At 43.1% G+C, this 23,093-nt stretch carries 21 protein-coding genes; 10 read left to right on the top strand and 11 right to left on the bottom strand.

Annotated features, from left to right (window positions below):
* Nucleotides 1-77 precede the first annotated feature (77 nt).
* Entirely contained in the window at nt 78-611 is a 534-nt protein-coding gene (locus M3080_RS08310) for a hypothetical protein (protein WP_249092689.1), read from the top strand.
* A 21-nt stretch (nt 612-632) separates the two neighbouring features.
* On the opposite strand, the gene M3080_RS08305 is transcribed toward M3080_RS08310, so the two are convergent.
* From M3080_RS08305 to M3080_RS08295, 4 genes are all read right to left on the bottom strand, one after another.
* Nucleotides 633-1,805: an MFS transporter gene (locus M3080_RS08305; protein WP_249092688.1), complete on the bottom strand. Its 1,173-nt coding sequence runs from the start codon at nt 1,803-1,805 to the stop codon at nt 633-635.
* Nucleotides 1,806-1,976: 171 nt separating this feature from the next.
* Entirely contained in the window at nt 1,977-2,099 is a 123-nt protein-coding gene (locus M3080_RS09330) for a hypothetical protein (RefSeq protein WP_258333221.1), read from the bottom strand.
* Nucleotides 2,100-2,623: 524 nt separating this feature from the next.
* Nucleotides 2,624-3,070, bottom strand: coding sequence for a GNAT family N-acetyltransferase (locus tag M3080_RS08300; RefSeq protein ID WP_249092687.1), 447 nt, complete (start codon nt 3,068-3,070; stop codon nt 2,624-2,626).
* 261 nt (nt 3,071-3,331) lie between these two features.
* Nucleotides 3,332-4,222, bottom strand: coding sequence for a LysR family transcriptional regulator (locus M3080_RS08295; RefSeq protein ID WP_249092686.1), 891 nt, complete (start codon nt 4,220-4,222; stop codon nt 3,332-3,334).
* 97 nt (nt 4,223-4,319) lie between these two features.
* On the opposite strand from M3080_RS08295, the gene M3080_RS08290 reads away from it, so the two are divergent.
* The 3 genes from M3080_RS08290 (at nt 4,320) to M3080_RS08280 (ending at nt 7,177) form a co-directional block, all read left to right on the top strand.
* Nucleotides 4,320-5,594 (top strand): MFS transporter, encoded by a 1,275-nt coding sequence (locus tag M3080_RS08290; protein ID WP_249092685.1) that lies wholly within the window; start codon nt 4,320-4,322, stop codon nt 5,592-5,594.
* Between the two features lie 179 nt (nt 5,595-5,773).
* Entirely contained in the window at nt 5,774-6,193 is a 420-nt protein-coding gene (locus tag M3080_RS08285; RefSeq protein WP_249092684.1) for a cyclophilin-like fold protein, read from the top strand.
* Nucleotides 6,194-6,205: 12 nt separating this feature from the next.
* On the top strand, nt 6,206-7,177 hold the full coding sequence (locus M3080_RS08280; protein ID WP_249092683.1) for a DUF362 domain-containing protein: 972 nt from the start codon (nt 6,206-6,208) through the stop codon (nt 7,175-7,177).
* A gap of 15 nt (nt 7,178-7,192) precedes the next feature.
* Here M3080_RS08280 and M3080_RS08275 read toward each other — a convergent pair whose 3' ends face one another.
* Nucleotides 7,193-8,356 (bottom strand): MFS transporter, encoded by a 1,164-nt coding sequence (locus M3080_RS08275; RefSeq protein ID WP_346429235.1) that lies wholly within the window; start codon nt 8,354-8,356, stop codon nt 7,193-7,195.
* Nucleotides 8,357-8,499: 143 nt separating this feature from the next.
* Here M3080_RS08275 and M3080_RS08270 point away from each other — a divergent pair, with 143 nt between their 5' ends.
* Nucleotides 8,500-9,069, top strand: coding sequence for a hypothetical protein (locus M3080_RS08270; protein WP_249092681.1), 570 nt, complete (start codon nt 8,500-8,502; stop codon nt 9,067-9,069).
* Between the two features lies 1 nt (nt 9,070).
* Here M3080_RS08270 and M3080_RS08265 read toward each other — a convergent pair whose 3' ends face one another.
* Nucleotides 9,071-10,378 carry a Na+/H+ antiporter NhaC family protein gene (locus M3080_RS08265; RefSeq protein WP_022473402.1) on the bottom strand — a complete coding sequence of 436 codons (1,308 nt, stop codon included), beginning with the start codon at nt 10,376-10,378 and terminating at the stop codon, nt 9,071-9,073.
* A gap of 307 nt (nt 10,379-10,685) precedes the next feature.
* Here M3080_RS08265 and M3080_RS08260 point away from each other — a divergent pair, with 307 nt between their 5' ends.
* The 5 genes from M3080_RS08260 to M3080_RS08240 all read left to right on the top strand — a co-directional run bounded on the left by M3080_RS08260 (nt 10,686) and on the right by M3080_RS08240 (nt 17,837).
* The gene (locus tag M3080_RS08260; RefSeq protein ID WP_249092680.1) at nt 10,686-11,939 is read left to right on the top strand and encodes a site-specific integrase; all 1,254 of its coding nucleotides are present in this window, start codon (nt 10,686-10,688) and stop codon (nt 11,937-11,939) included.
* On the top strand, nt 11,932-12,924 hold the full coding sequence (locus M3080_RS08255) for a tyrosine-type recombinase/integrase (protein ID WP_249092679.1): 993 nt from the start codon (nt 11,932-11,934) through the stop codon (nt 12,922-12,924). The genes M3080_RS08260 and M3080_RS08255 overlap by 8 nt, the downstream gene beginning before the upstream one ends.
* Before the next feature lie 4 nt (nt 12,925-12,928).
* Nucleotides 12,929-13,948, top strand: a complete 1,020-nt coding sequence (locus M3080_RS08250; protein ID WP_249092678.1) for a tyrosine-type recombinase/integrase — start codon at nt 12,929-12,931, stop codon at nt 13,946-13,948.
* A 94-nt stretch (nt 13,949-14,042) separates the two neighbouring features.
* On the top strand, nt 14,043-16,424 hold the full coding sequence (locus M3080_RS08245; RefSeq protein WP_249092677.1) for an autotransporter outer membrane beta-barrel domain-containing protein: 2,382 nt from the start codon (nt 14,043-14,045) through the stop codon (nt 16,422-16,424).
* A 666-nt stretch (nt 16,425-17,090) separates the two neighbouring features.
* Complete coding sequence (locus tag M3080_RS08240; protein ID WP_249092676.1) at nt 17,091-17,837, top strand: basic amino acid ABC transporter substrate-binding protein; 747 nt, start codon at nt 17,091-17,093, stop codon at nt 17,835-17,837.
* 169 nt (nt 17,838-18,006) lie between these two features.
* Here M3080_RS08240 and M3080_RS08235 read toward each other — a convergent pair whose 3' ends face one another.
* The 5 genes from M3080_RS08235 to M3080_RS08215 all read right to left on the bottom strand — a co-directional run bounded on the left by M3080_RS08235 (nt 18,007) and on the right by M3080_RS08215 (nt 22,896).
* Complete coding sequence (locus M3080_RS08235; protein WP_249092675.1) at nt 18,007-19,209, bottom strand: ATP-binding protein; 1,203 nt, start codon at nt 19,207-19,209, stop codon at nt 18,007-18,009.
* Between the two features lie 182 nt (nt 19,210-19,391).
* On the bottom strand, nt 19,392-20,183 hold the full coding sequence (locus M3080_RS08230) for a sulfite exporter TauE/SafE family protein (protein ID WP_249092674.1): 792 nt from the start codon (nt 20,181-20,183) through the stop codon (nt 19,392-19,394).
* Nucleotides 20,184-20,273: 90 nt separating this feature from the next.
* A complete protein-coding gene (locus tag M3080_RS08225) occupies nt 20,274-21,533 on the bottom strand; it encodes a Y-family DNA polymerase (RefSeq protein WP_249092673.1) in 1,260 nt (419 codons plus the stop codon).
* A gap of 12 nt (nt 21,534-21,545) precedes the next feature.
* Nucleotides 21,546-22,172, bottom strand: a complete 627-nt coding sequence (locus M3080_RS08220; RefSeq protein ID WP_022473398.1) for a LexA family protein — start codon at nt 22,170-22,172, stop codon at nt 21,546-21,548.
* 157 nt (nt 22,173-22,329) lie between these two features.
* Nucleotides 22,330-22,896, bottom strand: a complete 567-nt coding sequence (locus tag M3080_RS08215) for a response regulator transcription factor (protein WP_249092672.1) — start codon at nt 22,894-22,896, stop codon at nt 22,330-22,332.
* Between the last annotated feature and the right edge of the window lie 197 nt (nt 22,897-23,093).

The raw sequence follows: 23,093 nt of genomic DNA, 5'->3' as shown, positions 1-23,093 counted from the left end.
TACGATTTTTCAAAAATGTCAGAAAGCTTTTTAGTTAAAATGGCGAACTCTAATTTCATTTTTGACGGAGTTCGCCAATGCGTACAAAGCTTTTGACCCTCTCCGCCTGTGCGGTACTTTTAACCGGTTGCTCAACTTTTACACATCAACCGGAAATCAATACTGAAGGAATCGACAGCATCTACGTTTACACGGGGATGCCTAAAAACAACGTCGAGTCCGACATTTATCAAGTTCTACTTAAAAAGACCCAAAAAGGATTAGAAGAGAAGGGCTATAAGGTTCTTCACGAAACTTCTAAATCAGACAGCGCCGATGCCAAACTCGTTGCGAGAATTGAAGGTGTTCAAAATAACTACGCGGTATTGGGTACCTACACAAAGCTTCGAGTCCACTACGAATTGCACGACGCTCAAGGCGAGCTGATTTACAAAAAGACTTACTCATCGGATTCACTACCGAATTCGCAGCTTGACGATTGGCACATCGCTTTGGCGACAGACCTTGTTGCTTCAGCCTATCACAAGATCAAGCCGCCTTATGAGAAATTGGCTACCAACGTGACAGAAGGGCTTCTTGAAGATTTCCCCGACGTCAAAGTTAAAAATTAAAGCACCAATGGTAATGAGCGCCTAATCAAAAAGCTTTCGGTCACCGAATGCATACCAGGCGCTCAGTCCCCAAAGTGCCACCGCGCACAACATGAAACCAACCACAGACAGCCACTGACCATCCCCTTGGTAAAGCAGACCGCAGATAAAGGGGCCAAAACCGGCCAAAACGTAACCGATTCCCTGCGCAAGACTGGAAATGACCAAAAGCTGAGAAAGACTGTTGGTCTTTTTTGCCATTAAAATCATCGCCATACTGAAAGTGATGCCTTGGGGAATACCGGCTAAAACACATCCCACAAAGGACCAGGTTCCGCCCAATAACCAAAGGACGATGCCGATAGCAAAACTTGCCGTCATAATCAGGGAGGCCGGGCGCTCACCGCCGACCGCTTTGATGAAAGCCGCCGTCAAAATACTCGCTGGCGCGCTCACGAGCAAGAAAACAGCGGAGCCCAATCCGGCCTCGGAAGCAGAAAAACCTAAAGTGCTCAAAATGGTGGGAAGCCACGCCACCGTTGTATAAATAGTGAGCGACTGCATTCCCATCACAAAAATCACGGCCCATGTCAGGGGCTTTTTCAATAGCGCCCACTGAAAAGCGCCGCCCGCCACAGTGATTCGTTTAGCGCGGGGCGCCAAAAACCACGCCACAAGCGCCAAAGCCGACATCAGCACCCAAAGCCCTAAAGGGGCCTCAAGAGAACCAAACGCATCTAAAAGCGGCACTGAAAAATAAGCGCCTATTGATCCGGAAAAACCGATAAATCCTGTGAACACTCCCATAACCAGGGCGATGTTATTCGGAAAATAATCTCTAAGCAAAACAGGCATCAACACATTGAGAACGGCAATGCCGATTCCGATGAGAGCTGTTGCCATAAGCATGACTGAATAAGAAGGGATTAGACGACCTGCCGTGCCGATAAGAATCAGTGCTAAACAAATCAATACGGTAACGAGAAGCCCGAAACGTTTGCTCATTGCTGGCGCCGCCGCGCAAAAGAGTCCGAAACAAGCGATGGGTAGTGCGGTGAGAAATCCGTAAGCGGGGTAGCCGATATGAAGGGTTTTAATGATTTCCTCTGCAACAGCGCCCACACAGGTGATGGGTCCGCGCATGACCAGAATCGTCATCAGCAAGGCTAGAAAAACAATGATTGGCGGATAAGCCGTATTTTTTATCCCTGTCATTGGTTAAAAATCAAAAAAAGACCCCGAAAGTGTAATCCCTTCGCGGCCTCATTCACAAACGAACAGTCAGATCTGAATTAAATCTGAAATTAATAGAGCTTCGAAATCACTTCGAGGGCAAAAACGTCCTGGGCCTTGATCAGTTCGCCCAATTGTTTATCGTCCTTAAAGTCAATCCCCCGGAAGACATCCGATCGTGATCCCCAAAGCGGTGGAGGCCACCATTGCAAGAAGGTTTATCGGTGAAAAGGCATTGATGAAGCCCGCGCCCATTGAAGATAATGTCTCTAACATGTCGGACTCCTTTTAGCCGAATAAAAGCCCCGTGGGAAGGGGAACTGAAAATACGAGAACACAACCGCCACCATCATGATCATCACGACAACAGTCATCAGGTTGTATTTCATCGGTACCTTCAAAAACAAAAGCGATCCAATCAAATACAAAGCGGTCGAAACGTAATAGCCACAAAAATACAGCAGCACCAGATACAAACCGATCGCTACGAACACACCGAAAAACTGTAGGGGCAAGAACCCGTGAAAGACAATCGGATAGTCGTTTTCAACATGATGGTTTTGTCGGAAAAGAAGGAAAGTGCGGATAAGATAAAGAGTGTTGACAAAAATCTTTGAATGTCTTGTGAAGTCAACGAATTGAATTAAACGAGGGAGAGAGTGGCGGGGGCACTTGGAATCGAACCAAGATACCTCGGTTCAGAGCCGAGTACACTAACCATTGTGCTATGCCCCTAAAGGTACCTAACGAACGTTAGGGCGTGAATTTTATCAGGTTGAAAGCAATTTGTCTGTACCTTCTTAAGTTTTTTTAAGAAGAAGTCTCATACGAACATGGGGAATTCCGTCTTCTAAAAATTCTTCAGACTCTGCCCTAAAACCTAATTTTTCATACAAACCTCGTACGTAAGTCTGTGCCTCAATGACAATTTCTCCAGCTCCTAATTGTTCTTTTGCAAACGCAATTGCGTGTTCGACGATTTTTGTCCCGAGTCCCTGATGACGCTTAACAGCAATCACTCGGCCCAATGAGACTTCATGTCTGAGGACACCGGCAGGAATGACTCTTAAATAGGCCAAAATTGTTTCGCCTTCTTGAAGCCAAAGATGGTAGGAAACTTTATCTGCCTCATCGACTTCCTGATAGGCGCATTGCTGCTCGACGACAAAAACGGCTACTCGTAACCGATAAATTTTAAAGAGCTCTTCAGTGGACAGTTCAGAAAAATGCTTAACAATAAAGTTCATGGTGGCACAGAAATAAAATAGGCACGATTTATTGTAATAAGATCAAGCACCATTGCCTAGAAAGTTAGTCATTAATTAAGTTCCGTAAAAAACGATCATGCTCCATGAGCCAGAGCCTGGGCAATTGACCAACAAATGGTTGAGGTTTGCGGAACTGACGGCAATTTTCAAGACCCCTCTGCTTTCTTTGCTTTATTATCCTTCAGTTATTCCTTCACTTCGTGTCAAATAGAGCGAAAATTTAACCGATTCTGTCTTGTACTATTGAACCTGAAGTCCTAACTTTGTTTTATTTTTATCAATGGTCTTAGCCCACCAATCAATTATCTCTGCGCTGACTTCTCCCTTTTTACTTCTGAGAACGAGACGCTGAGCTTCAAGTCTGAACGGAGAGTTAATCGTCACCACTGAACTGCGAAAAGCGGACTGACCGATTAAAAGGAAGTTCGGCAAAATGGCCCAACCCACCCCACGGGCTGCTAACCCCAAAGCCCATAAACCACTATCGATTTCCCAATAATCCGTGTTAACCACAGCAGGACTGGGGGATTGCGGATCACGCGCATGAACGACTATCTGACGATAACGTCTCAAATCATCCACTGTTGGTCTGTCAATGGCCGCAAGCGGATGATTCTTTGCCACGACAATCGATAACGGGGAGTGGCCCAAAATATATTCATCACTTTCTAGCGACGGATCTGATGAGAAAACCAAAGCCAAATTCATGGCTGTTTTCGTGAAAAACCACTTGGCTTCCGAACCCGAAATATTTTCAATCTGCAGACGAACCGAGGGGAATGATTTAGCAAAAAGTCTTAATAAATCAATCATGACCGGTGCTTCAAGCACCAAATCAATACCCATATAAATGGAGGGAGTTTGAGTCTCGCTAAGTGTAAGCGCGCGGTTTTGCAGACGATCGGCTTCCACTAAAACACGTTTGGCTCCGACCAAAAGCTCTCGACCTTGAGCAGTTAGCACCGGTTTAGGGGTTCGATCGAAAAGTTTATAACCAAGTTCGGCTTCAAAACCGGCAATGTGCATGGACACTACCGACTGCGCTCGCTTGAGGTTTCTCGCGGCCGCCGAAAAGGAACCCGTTTCCGCCACCGCTACAAAAGAGCGAATTTCATCAATTTTAAGACCCATTACGGCACCTCTATCAGAATGTTGATAGATTCTAACTCGTTATTTCGGCTTTTTGATGAAATAATACCAAGTATCTAGGTTAATCAATTAGTTATTTATGGCTTTACATTCTCTAAAACACAAACCAGACAGTGCAGTCAGCACTTCTGAACATGACTTATCAGTACTTCATACCCAGTCTGACTTACCTTTCAGTGAGAAAACCAATGCGGCAAACCGTACAAGAGCCGTCTCAAAGTTTGAACTTTGGGCTGCCCGTATCGGCTTTTTCACCGGAGGTTTCACTGTTGCATCATGGGCGCCATTGATTCCCTTTGTGCAATCCAAGCTTGCACTTGAGCCTTATGTTTTGGGATTCCTTCTTTTGGGATTAGGGGTGGGATCCTTTGTCGGTATGCCTCTTGCGGGTACCCTAACTCAGAGACTGGGCGCAAGAAACGCCATTGCTTTATCAGGTCTTGCCTCCTGCCTGCTTTTAGTGCTCTTGGCGTTGATGCCCGGTTTTTACTTTGAATGCTTCGCTTTACTGACTTATGGCGTTGCGCTAGGTTGCCTTGAAGTAAGCGTCAACATTTATGGCACCTATCTTGAAAATCGCCAAAAAAGCCGTCTCATGAGTGGGCTGCATGCCGCTTACTCCATCGGTGAAGTCGCCTCGGCTGCCGCTCTGACTGCTTTATTTGTCTCGGGTTTTGCCCCGATAACCGCCGTTGGGTTCTTGATGATTGTCTTAGCTTTGGTGTTAATCGCCATTTTGCGAAAAATTGAAAACACTAAACTTGAAGCGCCTAAAAAAGAAAAGACCGGCAAAATTTGTTTTAGTCTGATGGGTCCCATCGGTGTTTTGGCTGTTATTTGCGGCGTTATCTTTTTAGCTGAAGGCGCGATGCTGGACTGGAGTGCGATTTATCTTCGAGACAATGCCGGAGTACCCCAAGAAGCCAGTGCTTTCGGGTACACGCTCTTTGTCATCGCAATGGCTATTTCTCGCTTAACCGGTGACCAATTAACGACAAAGTTGGGCCCTCAAGCCGTTTTAACGATTGGCACGCTTTTGATTTTAGTAACGCTTTTGGCACTTGTTTTTATACCTCATCCGATCGCTGCGTTTGCCTCACTCTTTGTGATGGGTTTGGGTATTGCCAACTTGGCGCCGATTCTGATTTCGGCTGCCTCCAGAACCAACTCAATGGATAGTGTCAAAGCCATTACCGCTGTTACCACAGTGGGCTATGGTGGCTTATTAGCCGGGCCGGCATTGATTGGAGCGATTTCATCGGCCGTTTCATTACAGGGTGCTTTCTTATTTATCTGCGCACTGCTTACGATGGGACTGGTGATGATTAAACGGCATCAAAGTGTTTTCAACTAATCCGTATTAATAGGGGAAAAAGCCGGGCAAAAACTGCTCGGCTTTTTTGTCGCTGTTAAAGAGCACCAAAAATATTAAATATAGAGAATTCCTCAAAGATGAGCCATATTCAGGCAATCATTCTCAAAGAGCTTTTGCAAAAATAAAACAAAGAAAATTTGTTCAAAAGGGAGAGATCAATGAAAAAAATCCTGCTGCCCTTTGTTTTGAGCACTTTATTGATGGGAGAAACCGTGATGGCTCAAACTATTGAAATGATCATTGGTGAACGAGCTTTTGCCGTTGATCTTCTCAAACATGACGCGGCTCGGGCCTTTGCTGACAGGCTGCCGATGACGCTAACATTTGAAAACTTTGGTTCAACCGAACGCATCGCTTATTTAAAACAACCTTTAACGATCGGTTCAGCACCGACAGCTACTGATCCCAAAGTCGGCGATCTAGCCTATTACATTCCTTGGGGAAATATTTGTGTTTTCGTCAAAGATTTCAGACATTCAGAAGATTTAGTCCCGATGGGGAAAATGTCATCCGAAGCCACCGAAGCTCTTAAACAAAGCGGAAATCAGCCTGTTACATTCAGAGCAATTAAAAAATAGTGGAGAATTAGTATGAAAAGACGAGACTTTCTTAAATCATCGGCTCTGACAGTCGGGGCATTGGCCGCTCCCGGACTGACTCTCGCTGCCGACAACGACCTAACCTCGCGCTTGACTCACCGCGTCAACGATGCCAGCGCTCCGGAAGTTTTCTTTGTACCGCAAGTCAATTCAGAGGCGTTAATTCGTGTCTATAGTGCATTAAAACAAGCACTTAAAGGACGCGTTGGCATCAAAATGACTTTTGAGACTCCTGGTGGACCGCATTTAGATCCGCAATTAGTAAAGGCTTTAGCCGATCACACAAAAGCCACTTTAATTGACAATAATTGCTATCCGCCGAGAGACACAACGACCAAACATCTGGAAGTTGCTCGTGGCAACGGTTTTGACGAAACCATCGCCCCCATTGATATTTTGGATGCTGACGGATACATGGATCTTCCGGTATCAAAAGGCTACCACTTGAAATTTGCCAGAACCGGCAGTCATTTTGCCAATTACGATACGTTGATTTCAATGGTTCGCTTTAAAGCCCATTTTTTAGATTTCTATGGTGGCACCCTCAAAAATTTGTCCATTTGCATGGGAACAGGCGTGGAAGGAAAATGCCTTATCCACTCAGCCGGTGAAGTGATGGATCATTTTTCATCGCGCGATGATCAAACGACCTGCGAAGCGATGTCAGATGCTGTTAAAGCCACCATGCAAGCTAAGCAGGGGAGATGGGCATTCGTTAACGTTCTGGATGCTTTTGAACCGACCGATGGTTGCGAGCATGCTACCAATCTTGGCAATATCGGCATTTTGGCGAGCCTTGATCCTGTTGCCGTTGATCAGGCCTCCATCGATTTAACTTTTGGTGCCGCACCGAATGAGACGGTCAGACAAATCTGGGAAAAACGACACTCCACCATGTTGACAGCCATTGCCGAAAATAACAGCGTCGGTTACACGCACTACCGGTTCACCGAAATTAAATAATTCGTTAGCTTTGCACTATTCACTTTTTGGTTCAGGCAACAGGAACGAAGAGATGGCGCAAAGCGCACCGATTACAACGAGCATCACCATAACGGTGGTAATGCCGTATGCGTCAGCCACCATTCCTAAAATCGGTGTAAAAATTCCACCTAAACTTGCAGACAATCCCATGGTTACGCCCGAAGCCAATCCAACGTTTTTGGCTAAATAAGATTGTCCCAAAACCACAAAAGCCGCATAGGTTCCATTCAACGTGAAGCTGATCAGAATAAGAATCGGGTATATCCACCATACTGAGGGAACTACCAACACTAGTGCAAAGGCGGGGGCCATCAATAAATAACCCAACTTGCAAGCACGAATCAATCCCACTTTATCGGTTAACCAACCGCCCAACACGGTCATAACCGCACCGCTTAAACAAAGGAAGGACAATAAAGTCCCCGATAAAGCTTCTGATATACCAAAGCGGTAGATACAGTAAAGGGGAAGGAAGGCCAAAACGCTTGTCTGCGCGATACTTCTAAATAAAATGACAAAGCTCAAGCGCATAAATCCATGCCAATCGTTCGTGCTGCCTGTCGATACTTTCTTTTGATTTGCCGGGATTTTTTGGTTCTCAGCCCGTACAGAAGCAACCATTTTTGGGACAGCCCAAATCATTAACGCAGACATCAAAAGTCCGAAAACCAAAAACAATACAGTCCCTGAAGTACCCCATACGCTCAGAGCTGCAGCCGCAATCATTGGAGCAACGCCAAAACCGAGGTTGCCGCCAACCGAGAAAATACCGATTCCGGTGGCTTTATTACCTGAAGAAATACGATTAACAGTCCGCGCCGCGACAGGGTGAAAGATCGAGCTTCCCACTCCCATCAGTGTAATGGCGATAAAAACAAACCAATAATTAGAAAAAAGGCCGGAAATCCCCAAACCGATACCGCTCATTGCGATACCCAACGCCATAAACCATTGTTTTGAACTCTTGTCCGCCCAATAACCAAATACCGGCTGAACAATAGAAGACAAGCAGGATGAAGCAAACATAAGGCCTGCCACTTCTGTGTAGCTTAACCCGTTGTATAAAACTAAGAAGGGGAGAATAGCGGGGAGGGCACCTGGTGCCAAATCCACACATAAATGACCAAGAGAGAGTAAATAAACGAAAAATTTCTGCACGGCAAAGCCCACTGCGATGAACCGGTGACGGGGATTAGCATAACAGATTGATCGTTGGGAAAATAGGTTATTTAATTTATTTTTGAAATAATTTTAATACAATCCTTAATTTTTATTTGCTTTTCAAGATCGAATTGAAAATTATGTTGAATAACAAGTTATCCCAATCGCTTTTAGTGTCAGTTAGTCTATTAATATTGTTCTCGAGTTCGCTTCAAGCTCAGCCGATTACAAAAGATATGCCTGAAGAACAGCATGAAAGAATTCAAGAAGCGTCATCGGTAACGCCAATTACATCGGTTTTAGAAATTTTGAATCAAAGACTGTATAAGCCTTCTGAACTCAAGGAGCTATTGGCGTTAATTCAATCTTTTCCAAGACCGGGAATTGGACAGGCGCAGATGGCCGAACAGCTCAATGCCTATGGAATCAACGCCTTTAATCAAAAAGACCACAGTCTTGCCGTTAAACTCTTTCAACGCGCCGCAAAGGCCAATCCCGCAGAAACATCAATATGGTGCAATCTTGCCGCCGCCAGTCTGGAAACAAAGGACTATGCGACAGCACAGTCCTCAGCTCTTCAGGCTCTGATATTGCATCCGTACAAAAGAGACATCTGGAAATTAGTTCAACAAGCTTGCGCACAAAACAATAATGATACGTGCAGACAAAACGCAGAAATCGTTTTGAAAGCAATGACTCCTTCGGAATAACTCAGAGGAACTGAGCACCGATTATGCCTGCCAGCATAAGCGGAATGTTGTAGGCAATAAAGGTCGGAACACAAGTATCCCAAATATGATCATGCTGGCCATCTGCGTTTAACCCGCTCGTTGGTCCAAGCGTCGTATCCGAAGCCGGAGACCCAGCATCGCCCAAGGCTCCAGCCGCTGACATTAGAAGAATGGTCGCGGGCAGTGAAAAACCAACAGCCTCACACAAAGGCACGTAAATTACAGCCAAAATAGGAACAGTGCCGAAGGAAGTTCCGATCCCCATGGTGACAATTAAACCGATCAAAACGATGATCGTGGCAGCCATAACCTTGTTGGTATGCAAATAAGGGACAACACTTTCAATTAATTGTCCGACAGCACCGGTTTCTTTGAGAATCGCCGCATAGCCGCCGGCAATCAGCATGACAAAGGCAATAAATCCCATCATGGAAATACCGTGGGCAATATGCTGATCCAATTCCGAAAAACTAAAAGCCCTGCCCAAAATCATGACAATCAGTCCAAATAAGGCGGCTAAAGGTAAAGATTGCCAAATAAGCTGAACTGCCACCGCCAAAACAATAGCGATAAGTGCTGCCCAGTGCTTTTGTTCAAGCTTTGCAACAACCTCAGTCTTTACCTCAAGTGCAGCTTCAGAGTCTTTATATTTCCTTGGCTTTCGATAAAAGCCGAAAATCATGACCAAAAGACCAATAAACATTGATAGGCCAAGAATCCAATTGACAGAAGCCACATCTGAAACCGTGGTTGTCATACCGCTTCGCGTCATGCTGTCGGCAACAATGCCTTGGAAAATAAGACCGAAACCAATCGGTAAGGTAATATAAGGAGCTTCCAGACCAAAACTTAATGCGCAAGCAGCGGCACGTCGATCCAACTGCATTTTGTTCATCAAAGTCAAAAGAGGCGGAATAAGAAGCGGAATGAAAGCGATATGAACAGGTACCACGTTTTGGGACAAACAGGCAATAAATGCGAGAACCAAACAGAAAACCATCCTGCGTGATCCTAAATGCTTAGATAGCCACGCAACCAACATCTGCATCAGTCCGGTATCTGCGATAGCAACGGCGAATGTGCCTAATAATATATAGGATAAGGCTGTTGTGGCGTTAGCGGAAAAACCGTCAGCCAACAAAGTCATCGTTTGACCGATTTCAAGGTGACCGGAGATACCGGCTGTAATAGCTGCGAATATCAAAGCTAAAAGTACATTGACTTTAACCAAACACAATACGCAAAGCACCAACACTGAAAGAATAATCGGATTCAAAATCAAATCCATCTGACACCTCAAAATTTTTAACTGGTTCGACTTATACTACGCCTAACTAAATAACAAAAGGAAAATTCGTTTACAGTAGAGTGCGTAAGACAATCGTCCTAACTTTAAAAATTCCGCCTTGATTCCTCTTAATATCGCGCAACATAATAATAGTTATGTTGAATTATCCAAAGCTTTGGATAATTCAACTTATCCAAAGTATTTAGTTATCCAAAGTCCCCTTCATAACGTACTGATTTTTAATTGATTGATAAAAAATTACTTTGGATAATATTTTCGAATTCTGTCATTTTTTAAGGAGACCTTTATGCAAATGACGATTTCGGAATTACAAAATTTACTCGACCGGATTAATAGCGATCTTGCCAACAACGGCTACAGCAAAATGGGACCAAAACACATTTTCGGCTATGTCTACTCCCAACTACTCCTCTACGCCAAAGACAACAACCTCGAGCATTTCGACCTAAAAAAGGCAAAACAATTTTTACTGGATCGTTTTGGAATCAATAGTTCACAACCAAACTCAAGTCGAACCAATTATCGTAATCAACAGGTTCGTGCTATTAAACTAATTTTTGACTATCAAAAACACGGTCGAATACGTAGCAGGATGACCGATAATTACACGGACTCTTGCAAAACAACCCAAGAAAACAAAGCCTTTAGACCTTTCTTCTCAGACTATCAAAAATACCTCTCCTCTCTTGATTTGGCTAAAAATTCGATTTATCTGCATTTGATCGTTGCCAACAAACTTCTCTTAGGACTGCAGATCAAAGACCCGGAGGAATTGCGATCTCTATCAGAAAAAGATATCGACTCTTTTCTTACCAAATGTCACTTTAAAAAAGCTAACAGTGCTTCCACAAATGTTTACTCAATTCGCCACTTCATTCGCTTTTTATATCTTCATAAATACATTCCAAACGATTTTTCAGAGCTAATTTTTGCTAAACGCGGTTTACAAGGACATGAATTGCCAATAATTTGGTCCGATATTGAGATCACGAAATTATTAAAAGCTTGTGATCGCACAAATTCTACTGGCAAGCGCGACTATGCCATTATCCTTTTAGCGCTCCGTACCGGTCTCAGGGCTATTGACATTGTGAACCTGAAGCTAGCGAATCTAGACTGGAAGAATTCAAAAATATCGCTGATACAGGAAAAAACAAAAGAGCCTTTGGAAATTCCATTAACTAGGGATGTTGGATGGGCCATTATTGACTATTTACGAAGTGGTCGCCCTAAAACAGACAATCCTCACGTATTTCTACGACATCATCCACCATTTGAAAGGATGCGCGGCTCGACATCCTTACATGGAGTAATGAAAAAAAGAATTTTTGAGGCGCACTTAAGATTTGATTCCCCTCACGCCATGCACAGTTTGCGCCACACTTTCGCCACTCGCCTGATGAATAACGCAACGCCTATTCCAATCATCTGCAGCCTTCTGGGACATACGAACATAAAAAGTACTGAGAACTATCTTCGGGTCGACATTAACAATCTCAGACTGTGTTGTTTGAAATTAGGAGAGTACTACCATGAATAAACTACAAACTCCTGTTCATTTCAATTCCGTGTTCGCCGACGATTTGGTCAATTTCATTGCACTAAAAAGATCACTGGGAATCAAATTTCAAAATGCAGAATATTTCGCTAAACAATTTGATGAGCTCGTAAAAGGCAAACAGCTTCAGCAAAAAGCTTTAACGAAATCAATGGTAGTTGAATTCTGTACTCCTCAAGCTCATCAAAGTCCCAACACAGTGAAACCCAAAATTTCATTCATCCGACAATTTTCAATTTACTTAAGGAGCCGAAAAATATGTGAAGCTTGGCCACTGCCAAGAATTTACGGCGGCAGATATATTCAATTCGTACCCTATATCTACAGCCAAGAGGAAATCTTCAATCTCATCAAATGTTCCCAATATCAGTTTTACAAACCGAGTACTCCTTATTGGCATTTAGCTTTTCCTCTCATCATAAAAATCTTGATTTGCTGCGGATTACGTATTTCTGAAGTTCTGCGTCTTCGACTTAAAAACCTTAATTTGGATGAAAACTATCTACTCATTCTGAACAGCAAAAATGGAAACAATCGGATTGTTCCCTTCTGCGATGAGATCAAAGATGAGTTCGTCATTTATCTGAACTACACCGATCTTGATACCAGCTCTGATAACTATATTTTCCCCTACCGCTATGGGCAACCAATTTCTTCAGGCAGTTTTAGAACTCAATTCAATCATCTTTTGCAAACAGCCGGAATTCCGAGAACTGAGACCGGACCACGAATTCACGACCTTAGGCACACATTTGCGGTTTACAAACTAAAAGAATGGGCTGAGCGTGGGATGGATTTAAAGACTTTATTACCTTTTTTGAAATTCTATATGGGTCATAAAACATTTGAAGAAACGGCTTATTACCTGCGACTTACAGTCAACAGCTTCCCCTTGATCCGAAAGGTCATGGAACCCGTTGCCAAAGAGGTTTTCCCAAACTTTGATGATTATGTTTTTGAGGAATAAAGCAATGAAACCAACTGATTTTGCAGAAAAATTAACCGACTTTTTCAATTCATATCTGATCCGGGAACGAAACTTAAGTCACAACACCATTCGCTCCTATAGAGACACTTTCAAGCTTTTCTTGGAATACATGAAATCAATTGGCATGAAGCCGGAAAAGATCTCACTTAAGCACTTTACTGCAGAAAGAATTCGTGATTTTTTATTCTGGCTTGAAGATAACCGATTGGCCTCTGCCTCAACACGAAACCAACGAATGGCAGCATTACGATCATTTCTGCGCTTTCTAGAAATCGAATGTCCGGAACATTTGTTTGAAATTCAAAAAGGACTCGCCATTCGAAAGAAAAAATATCAGAAAAAGACGGTTCAGTATCTCACAATCTCTGATGTTCAAGCTCTTCTAAAGATCCCTGATGCCCGTACTCGCAAGGGATTAAGAGATTTAGCCATTTTGAGTCTGATGTACGAAAGCGGCTGCAGAGTTCAAGAACTGATTGATTTAACAGTCGACGATCTTAATTGCGGCAGAACCCCCACTATCAAAGTCATTGGCAAAGGTAATAAAGCAAGGCTCATTCCAATCAGTGATCAGGTCAAAAAGATTCTTTTGGAATATTTGAATCGATATAACTTAGCGAATGTTTTCGGGCCTCAATACTCTCTCTTTTTCAATGCCGGTCTGAGGAAACTCACACCGGAAGGCGTGAATTACATTCTCAAAAAGTATTACGAAATTCTAAGGCTTGAACGACCAAAATTGCCGGAAAGAATCCACTGCCACGTTTTACGCCACTCAAAAGCCATGCATTTGCTAAACAGTGGGGTTAATCTGGTTTATATCAGAGACTTTTTAGGACATGAAAATGTCACTGCAACGCAAATATATGCCAAAGCTGATGCAGAGCAAAAGAAGCGAGCGATTGTTGAGGCGTCAGCACCTGTGTGGGTAGATACGAATTTACCTGATTGGAACAAAGTATCGAACATAGAGGAAGTACTGGAGCATTTATGCAAACGTTAGCCAGTAACACGCCCCTAATTGTTTGTATGTATAGCCTTTTTCAATGCATTTTCATAAACTAATAATTAAGGTTAATTTACCTAGGGAGGTAATTATGAGATTTGTAGCCCCCCCCGTTCAATCTTGTCTGATTAAGAACTTTCCTTTAAAGCTTCTTAGCATTTCAATCTTCCTTACTCTGGGGCAAACTAGCTTTGCTTATGATTTCAGTATCCCTGAAACTCCGACTTTGCCAACTAATCTACCGTATAAAGTCTTAAATGTTGATAGCTCTACAACACCTAATGCTCCCTCTGGTAACCCTATTTCAGGTTCTGGTGATTGGTATGGTCCAACAGATAACACAATCACTAACAATGATGTTCATATTGCTATACAGGCAGATAATCGTGTGATTGGAGGTTGGTCCACAGAAGACTCTGAAATTGTTTACTTTAACCGTGCCGTTCTTAAAAAAGATAGCCGTGTGCTCGGAATTTATGGTGGTTACTCACTCAGTGGTAATACTGAAAACAATATTGTAGAAGTTTTTGGTAGTACATCAACAAATGGTGATCCTGAGGTCTATGGTGGATACAGTAACGATAAAGGCGATGCCATTAAGAATATAGTATTCATTCATAGCGGTGCCACAGTATATGGAGATATTGGCGGCGGTAAAGCGAACAAAGCAGGCAGGGCTGAAGGAAATATTGTTGTCATCGAACAAAACGCTGAAGTCACTGGCTACATCAATGGTGGTAATGGGGACTTGGGTGCCTTTAACAATTCTGTTTTTGTCCTAGGTGCCGTAAAAGGTACTGGATATTGGCTTTATGGCGGACAAGCTGGAACCAATAACGACAGCAATGGGAACACCGTTTACATCGGTCCTAGTGGACTTGTCGAAGGTCACGTATTTGCTGCCTACGCACCTCATGGAACCGCCTCGGACAACGTCCTGATCATTGAGGATGGCACCGTCCAAGGGAATGCCGGGGCCGTGAATGCTTATGCTGGAGGGATATATACAGAAGGGACAGGCAACGAGTTACACCTGCTTGGGAATGCCATTGTAGAAGGTGGAGCCGGTGCTCATTTTGACAGTTGGCAGGAAAACGCAACGCGTGGTCATAATGCTCTGGTACATGTCAACGGTACGGTGAAAGTCGGCAGTCTCTCAGGTTTTGATCTCCTTGTACTCGAATTGACAGACGATAACGTCAATACTGCCGCTATTACAATTACTAATGAACACGACGTGATTTATGAAGCGGATCCAATCTTAGACTTCACAAGCGTTTCTACCATAATTAATGGAGATGCTTTAACCGACCCGAACAACGGTGCCAAACTTATTGTCAGTCAGAATCAATCACTGAATTTAATGGTTGATGATAAAACGACCTTTTCGGACGAAACGAATGTCTTTGTCGATCAGACTTGGAAAGTTTCGGACGAAATTGTCGCTGATGGTGGAATCCAAATTGACGAGGTGTACATTGATCCTAAGGGTAATATCGTCACTTCATTGGACGGCGTTGAAACGATTTTAGGTAAAAAGGAAGAAAAGATCGTTAAGCCAACTGTTGAAAGTCGCACTCTTTCAGAATCTTTCTTAGGTACGATCGCGTTTGTCAACCAAGGTGCCGAGTTCATTGCCGATGAAGGTATCCGAGCAATGACTGAATCTGCTTCCCCTGATTCTGTTTCTGCATTTGGTGCAATTCACGGCGGTACTTCTAAATATGAAACAGGATCTCATGTGGACGTTGATGGCGTAACTTTGGCGACTGGTGCCACAACTAAGATCGGCAACTTAATGTTGGCAGGTTTCATCGAGGCTGGGTGGGCCTCATCTGAAAGTCATGTGACTAACGCCGATGGCGACGGTGACCATGATTACTACGGTGTGGGTTTAGCCACTCGATACAGCTTTAATAAGCCTTTTTACATTGACGGTTCTTTGCGATTAGGTAAAGCATCCACAGAATTCGATGGGCATTACGCAAAAGATGCAGCCGAATATGACGCTGATAGCCTTTACGGTTCAGTCCATATCGGTGCAGGTTATGTATTCAATCTGATGGAACAGCTTGATCTTGATGTTTATGGCCGTTATATCTTTACTTATCTGGAAGGAGACAAGGTGGATCTTGGTGGAAATAACGGCAGCTTAGACATGGAAAACACAAAGACACATGCTTTCCGAGTCGGTGCAAGGTTGAACGGAGACATCAATGAAAATGCCGCTTGGCGGTTTGGCTTAGCCTATGAACATGTTGCTGACGGCGATGCAAAATCTGATTTGCTTGTTTCAGGTCTTCGTGTACCGCTGGATGTCCCTACGCTTGAAGGTGATACGGGTGTTGTTGAGGCAGGTTTCACCATGAAACCCAACACATCTAGTCCCTGGTCTGCCGATTTTGGTGTTAAGGGCTACGTTGGAGATCGTGAGGGTGTGACCGGGAACATGCTCATTAGATACGCTTTCTAATTTCTCCTAAGCTTGAGTGCCTGATTGAAAAGTCAGGCACTTTTTTATTGCTTGAATTTAGGCAAATTTTGAAAATATTATCCAAAGTATTTTCAGAAAAGAGTATTGACATTCAATAGGTTAAGAAGAAAACTTTGGATAACAACTTGGTTCGGATAAGTTGAATTATCACGAGTGTTTAGTTATTCAAAGTTCCTCTTCTAACCAACTGATATCTCATATAAATAATCACTTATTTGAAAGACCGAGGAAAAAATTAATTTCTAACACTAGCCAATCCGAAATCCTGCAACTGGATGCTTCTGCTGAAAAAATAAAGCTCAAAATTCTGCAAATTTTGATCGCAGTCAAATCTTCAATTTGTCGACAGGATAAAGCCTTTCATAAAAAATCATTACTTTTCTACTTTGGCCTTCTACTGCAAAGCCCTTATACCGATAATCACTGTTATGTATTCGGTGAACTGCGAAATAAGATTTTTATTTAATAAAAGTTGATCTGTTCAAAATTTTCAGCTTATTTTGTCGGCCAATCAAGCCTTTTATTCAAATATATATTAAAAAAACTCGTCTATTTTCAATTGGTTAGTTATTTTTTGTTGGAAAAACTTTTTTGTAAACTGCTTCGCATTGTGTTTGAACAATATCCCATGAAAGGATTTTTAAAATGAAAAAAACACTTGCAAGCCTCATTTTTGCAACCATTGTTGCCGGCAGCACTGCTGCGCAGGCCGCTACCATCCTCGTTGGCACCGATGCGGGCTTAGCCCCTTTTGAATTCAAAGACCAAAAAAGCGAAGAAATCGTCGGTTTTGACATGGACATCATTAAAGCGGTTGCCAAAGCTGTCGGTGATGAAGCAAAAATTCAAAATATGCAGTTTTCAGGCATCATCCCCGCTCTTCAAACCAATATGATTGACGTAGCCGTGGCCGCAATCACGATTACAGATGAACGCAAAAAACAGGTACTTTTCTCTGACCCTTACTACGATGTTGGCCTGGCAATGGTCATTAAGGCGGCAAACAAAGACAAGTACTCAGAGCTCAAAGACATCGAAGGTAAAGCTATTTGTGCTCAGATAGGTTCCACCGGCTCTCTTTTGGCACAATCGGTTAAAGGGGCTAAGGTGATGAATTTTGACCAAGTAGCCGAAGCATTGATGGAACTGAAAATGGGCGGCTGTGAGGCTGCGCTTTTAGGTGATACGACAGCTCGCCATTATCAAAGTCAGCACCATGACAAGGATCTGTTGATCGTTCCTCACCTCTACAATCCGAAACAGGTTGGTTTTGCGGTCTCCAAAAATAATCAGGCGCTCGTCGAAAAACTCAACAAAGGTCTGGCAGCTATTAAAGCAAGTGGCGAGTATGACAAAATTTACGAAAAGTGGTTAGGCAAAAAAACTCACTAACTCAGTACATCCGAACCCAAGGCAATCCATCATCCAAGAGGTTTGCCTTGGGTATTTTCATTGCTTTTCCACTGACCTAAATTTTTGCAGACTGTGAAATGCTAGTTAACTGATTCTTCGTCTGGCACAGCAGTATAAAGGCCAACTTGTCCGACTTTGAACGAAAAAATTAATTTTCTGACACTAACCAGTCCAAAAGACTCAGACACCGTATCCCAGAATATTGTTGACCGATAAACAAAGGATCCAATGTCAAAATACATTTAGGATAATGATCGGCAATATTCTTTAATGAGTTTAATTCTCTCTCAAGAGTTTGCTCATCAGAAAGGTAAGCCGCTACTTGGTAATAAACATAATCATTTCCATTAGCCGCTACAAAATCAACTTCCCCCGCCCTATCTGTGCCAACATAAACAGACTGATATCGTCTCTTAAGTTCTAAATAAACAATATTTTCAATTACATGACCCAAATCCGGGCTTATACTGCTTATTAAGAACTGCCGAAAGGTCGGATCAACCAAATAATATTTCTCATCCTGTTTTAATAACTGACGAGCCTTAAGGTTGAATCGCGGAACTTTAAAGCAAAAATAGGCGTCCTCCAGTGCTTTTAAGTAAGCTGAAATTGTTGGTTCAGAAAACGATACTCCGAAGGACTTAGCCGTATTGGCAATTTTTCTAACTGATAACGAGGATCCCAAGCTTGAAGCCAGAATTTGAGACAACTTGATTAACAACGTGACATCTTTGATTCCTTTTCGATTACCCACATCTTTCAAAATCATAGAATCAAACAGCATTTGATAATAGTCTTTGCGCTCTCTAGGCATTCCTCTAAATAAAAGCGCCCCCGGGAAACTGCCTTCCGTAAGGTAAACCGCTAAATTTTCTCTGGAAGGTTCATCATGTTCTCTTGTTGTTAAAAATTCTTTGAATGAAAACGGATAAACCTTGATTTCCAAGTAACGACCCGTCAAATATGTTGTCAATTCTCCTGATAGAACATAGGCATTCGAACCGGTCATATAAAGGTCAATGTTTCCGAACAACATTAGGCTTTCGGCGACCTTCTCAAACCCCGGACATTCTTGTATCTCATCAATGAATACGTAATAAATTGAATCTTTGGCTATTTTTGAAGCAATGAAATCGTATAGGGATTTTTTATTCCTTAACGACTCATTAGATAAATCTGCCAAATTTAATTCAATAATGTGATTTTCGTTAATTCCGCTGGCTAACAGCTCGTTTTTCCATAATTGCAAAATCGTCGACTTACCACTGCGCCTCGTGCCGGTAAGTATTTTGATGATCGGTTTATCTTTTAACCGTTTTAACTGCTCAATGTAATAAGGACGAGGAATCATAAGATCGTCAAAATTAAATTTTATACTTTCGAAATTTTTGCTAAAGTATAAAATATTTTTTAGACAATTGACACTATGTGACCTTGCCTGAAAATAGTTGACAGTTTTTAAAACTATGACTGATTCGGTTGATAAACTTTTTAGTATTGCCAGATTTTCGTTACGAACTGGACTTAATTTGCTCACAGCCCCCGTACGACAAGGTTAATTCCCATAAGAACCATCGTAACCGAGAGAATGATCACAAGGAGTCTTGGTTTGCTCTTCTTTGCAATACGGGCGCCGATCTGAGCACCGATCACACAGCCGCAACCAATACAAATGGCCGGAACCCAAATAATGTGATTCAAGGAAGCATGGCTAATTGTGCCCACCAGAGAGCTGACCATCAAAATGAAGGTTGAAGACGCGGTGGCGATTTGAGCCGGGAAACCCAAAATAAAAACCATCATTGGGACATCGATAATACCGCCGCCAATGCCAAAAATAGTCGAGATAAACCCAACACCAAAGGTCAGAACTACACCAAGCCAAAGGTTAAACGGGGCCGTTGCCGGATCGAAGTCTTCAGGACGCGCAGTGGCTCGTTTGGAATTGGATTTCCAATACATGAAGCAACCTAAAACGACAAGCAGGCAACCAAAAGCGATGGAAAAACTCGCGCCAGTGAAATATTTGGAGACGAAACTGCCACAAAAAGCACCGGGAATGGTACTAAGCGCAAACGGTATCGCCGCTCGGAACATAATGCGCTTTTGTTTCATATAGGCATAAGCTCCAGAGACAGCGTTGCAAGCTACGGCAAAAAGGCTGGTACCGATAATTTGCTGAACTGTACTGAACGTCATGGAACCATCGGGAGCGTACATCGTATACATGAAAAGCGGCACAAGAATCAGGCCGCCACCAAGTCCGATAAGTGTCCCAAATGTACCGACACAAACACCAACCACCAAAAAGAACAAAAATTCCATGATCAAAAAAGCAATTAAAGAGGTACCTTCCCTTGGTTATATACTTTTCTATATGGCTTATCAACAAGTATTTTTTCTTAGAAGAAGCTTTTAACCAACACGAAGAACGTCGGAAAACCGAGTGGTATAGGAAGGACTTTTCATTTCGCGCTTCATTTTCCAATCTTCCGAATCGCGTTTAACAGCTGAAAAGCAAATCGTGCCGTTTCCGTATTTATTGTTTATTTGGTCCAGTGTTTCCGATAAACGCTCGTGTTTTTCTCTTACGAGGCCAAATAAATCTTCAGTCGTTTCTCCTTTACGCCGAATATTTTCCAAAATAACGCCGGCTTTTTTATAAGCAACTCCTTTCACGTAATGTTTATCCAGAAGTTTTACGGCGCTCTCTAATATGGTTGGTGTGTCGTTTACGTACATCGCCAAATCAACAGCGTCCATGGTGGCGTACACAGGCTTTCCCGTCTTAAAGCGGTTTGAATAAAGAAAAATACCGACGCGGGAGGTCATCAGATGCTCTTGCCGCAAGACTCGCGCGGCCTCTTCGGCATGCATGGTGATTGCACTTAAAAGATCGTTTTGATCGAACACGTCCTTGGAAAAGCTTCGGCTACGAAGAATTCTTTTTCTTGTTGGAGGTGTGGGTTCAAACTCAATTGCCTCAATCCCCCGAAGTTCACGGGCTGTTTGAATCACATTAATAGGGAAACACTGCTTTAATAAATTTTCAGAAGCTTGGGCTAATTCCAAAGGCGTTTGAATCCCGAGTTTCTTTAAACGCATAGCCAATTGGGAACCGATTCCCCAAATTTCCCCAACCTCTTGATAAGCTAAAGCTTTTCGTTGTCTTGATGAAGAAAGATCGTTCCAATTCAAAACCCCGTGAAGAGCCGGAATTTTCTTAGCTAAATGATTACAGTATTTGGCTAGTGTTTTGGTGGGTGCGATGCCGACACAGGCCGGAATGCCTATCCATTGCCGGATACGCTCCCGAATGCAAAGACCTAATGTTGTTAAATTATCCAGCCCTGAGAGATCGGCAAAGCATTCATCGATGGAGTAAACCTCAATGGCGGGTACCAACCCGGCGATGATATTCATCATGCGGGAAGACATATCGCCGTAGAGCTCGTAGTTGCTTGAAAAGACCGCAACCTGATGTCGACAAATAATATCTTTAACCTGATAAAACGGTACGCCTCTTTTTAGTCCCAGCGCTTTGGCTTCTGCCGTCAGCGTGACAATGCAGCCATCGTTGTTACTTAAAACAACCACCGGACGGTGACGTAAATCGGGTCTGAAAACGCGCTCGCACGAGGCATAAAAAGAATTTCCATCAACCAGAGCATACATGGAGAGCCTTCACTAGGCAGCGACTTTTCCGGAGACAGATTTGATCACAAAATTGACAACCCCGAATAGTTGCCACTCCTGACCTTCCTGCGGATAAATATCCGGATATTGGCCAGTAGAATTCTCTGCTTTTAAGTAAAAGCCCGAGGCTGTACGGACAAATCGCTTGACGGTATAGTCGTTGTCAATTTGCATAACAACGATGTCTCCATTCTTAGGACTGCGGGAACGGTCCACAACAATTAAATCATCTTCCGAAAGCCCAGCATCTATCATCGATTGACCGGAGACTCTTAAAACAAAGGTGGCCGGTTCGTTATCAACCAACAGTTCATTAAAGTCGATCGTTTCCTTGTAACTTTCAGCCGGTGAGGGAAAGCCCGCTTGTACGGAGTACTCAAAGAAAGGCACTGAAATTTTTGAGTACGGATGAACGGCGGTTATGCCGATAGCTAACTCCTTTGTCAGGCTCTTTGCCGTCGTCAAGGTTTGTCGAAGCCACTTTCCGCCCCCTTTTTCCTGAAACACTTTTTTTTGATCTGCAGTCACGCGGGCAATAATGGTTGCCTCCAAGGCTGCATCTCCTTCCGGTTTACGACCGGCGTTAACTCTTTTACCGCCCCGCTGTTTTTTTAACATATCCGTTCCTTGTTTTTTTTATTGAAATTGTAATACAAAATCAATAAAAGTCAATTTAATTCTTGAATGGACTCAATCAGATCTAGCAAAATTGGGCAGTAAAAAACTGAAAATATCCGCAAACCCGAAATGAAGCAAATTAGGCGTTTAAAATTTTTTATTCCAATTCCCCTATCCGGGTCAAAAATTGGTGAACTTCCAATGCGGTACGAATATTGAGTTTATGGCAGGCGTTGCCGCGATGGATTTTGACCGTATGTTCTTGAATTTGCAGTTGATCGGCGATGACTTTATTGGACAAATTCTGAGCCACCAGTTTCAAAATCATGCGTTCACGATTTGTCAGCGCCTCATATTGCGCATGCAGCATCTGCGTCTCGTACTGCTTTCGTCTGGCCTGAAGATTTTCCTCAACTAATCGTGCAGTGGTTTCGCGCAATTTTTCTGGTTCAACGGGCTTTTCGTAAAAGTCTTTCGCTCCCCGCTTCAAGGTGTCAACCGCCAGACCAATGTTGCCATGCGCCGATAGAAAAATAATCGGAAGATCTATTTCTCGCTTGTTAATTTCCTGCTGTAGCTCAGGCCCACTCATCCCCGGCATTCGCACATCCAAAATAATGCAGCCGGGATATCGAAGATCATCTTTTTCCAAAAACTCTTCGGCCGTCGCATAGCAAGCCGTCTCCAATAAAGGCTTCAGAATTTCGAACCGTTTCCTCATCATCGATGATTCGGACAATGGGACGATAAAGATCAGGATTCACAAGAGCTTTCATTGTTTTTTCTATTGCAGTTATCAAAGCTAAGTTTAACCATTAAACCGTGAGGATTAAACGCTTCGAATTGAAGACGAGTGGTATGCCGTTCGGCAATCACTCGGCAAATGGACAGCCCCAACCCCAGTCCTTCAATTTTTTCACT

It is taken from the genome of Parasutterella secunda (assembly GCF_023336895.1).
Classification (GTDB): Bacteria; Pseudomonadota; Gammaproteobacteria; order Burkholderiales; family Burkholderiaceae_F; genus Aphodousia; species Aphodousia faecalis.
This window is presented reverse-complemented; position numbering and strand designations above follow the sequence as displayed.

Bases quoted from the DNA above. Each gene is read 5' to 3' on its own strand.
- M3080_RS08260 (WP_249092680.1), top strand. From the start codon at position 10,686: ATGCAAATGACGATTTCGGAATTACAAAATTTACTCGACCGGATTAAT.
- M3080_RS08265 (WP_022473402.1), bottom strand. From the start codon at position 10,378: ATGGATTTGATTTTGAATCCGATTATTCTTTCAGTGTTGGTGCTTTGC.
- M3080_RS08250 (WP_249092678.1), top strand. From the start codon at position 12,929: ATGAAACCAACTGATTTTGCAGAAAAATTAACCGACTTTTTCAATTCA.
- M3080_RS08240 (WP_249092676.1), top strand. From the start codon at position 17,091: ATGAAAAAAACACTTGCAAGCCTCATTTTTGCAACCATTGTTGCCGGC.
- M3080_RS09330 (WP_258333221.1), bottom strand. From the start codon at position 2,099: ATGTTAGAGACATTATCTTCAATGGGCGCGGGCTTCATCAATGCCTTT.
- M3080_RS08300 (WP_249092687.1), bottom strand. From the start codon at position 3,070: ATGAACTTTATTGTTAAGCATTTTTCTGAACTGTCCACTGAAGAGCTC.
- M3080_RS08285 (WP_249092684.1), top strand. From the start codon at position 5,774: ATGAAAAAAATCCTGCTGCCCTTTGTTTTGAGCACTTTATTGATGGGA.
- M3080_RS08310 (WP_249092689.1), top strand. From the start codon at position 78: ATGCGTACAAAGCTTTTGACCCTCTCCGCCTGTGCGGTACTTTTAACC.
- M3080_RS08245 (WP_249092677.1), top strand. From the start codon at position 14,043: ATGAGATTTGTAGCCCCCCCCGTTCAATCTTGTCTGATTAAGAACTTT.
- M3080_RS08220 (WP_022473398.1), bottom strand. From the start codon at position 22,172: ATGTTAAAAAAACAGCGGGGCGGTAAAAGAGTTAACGCCGGTCGTAAA.
- M3080_RS08235 (WP_249092675.1), bottom strand. From the start codon at position 19,209: ATGATTCCTCGTCCTTATTACATTGAGCAGTTAAAACGGTTAAAAGAT.
- M3080_RS08270 (WP_249092681.1), top strand. From the start codon at position 8,500: ATGTTGAATAACAAGTTATCCCAATCGCTTTTAGTGTCAGTTAGTCTA.
- M3080_RS08280 (WP_249092683.1), top strand. From the start codon at position 6,206: ATGAAAAGACGAGACTTTCTTAAATCATCGGCTCTGACAGTCGGGGCA.
- M3080_RS08215 (WP_249092672.1), bottom strand. From the start codon at position 22,896: ATGATGAGGAAACGGTTCGAAATTCTGAAGCCTTTATTGGAGACGGCT.
- M3080_RS08305 (WP_249092688.1), bottom strand. From the start codon at position 1,805: ATGACAGGGATAAAAAATACGGCTTATCCGCCAATCATTGTTTTTCTA.
- M3080_RS08225 (WP_249092673.1), bottom strand. From the start codon at position 21,533: ATGTATGCTCTGGTTGATGGAAATTCTTTTTATGCCTCGTGCGAGCGC.
- M3080_RS08295 (WP_249092686.1), bottom strand. From the start codon at position 4,222: ATGGGTCTTAAAATTGATGAAATTCGCTCTTTTGTAGCGGTGGCGGAA.
- M3080_RS08255 (WP_249092679.1), top strand. From the start codon at position 11,932: ATGAATAAACTACAAACTCCTGTTCATTTCAATTCCGTGTTCGCCGAC.
- M3080_RS08290 (WP_249092685.1), top strand. From the start codon at position 4,320: ATGGCTTTACATTCTCTAAAACACAAACCAGACAGTGCAGTCAGCACT.
- M3080_RS08230 (WP_249092674.1), bottom strand. From the start codon at position 20,183: ATGGAATTTTTGTTCTTTTTGGTGGTTGGTGTTTGTGTCGGTACATTT.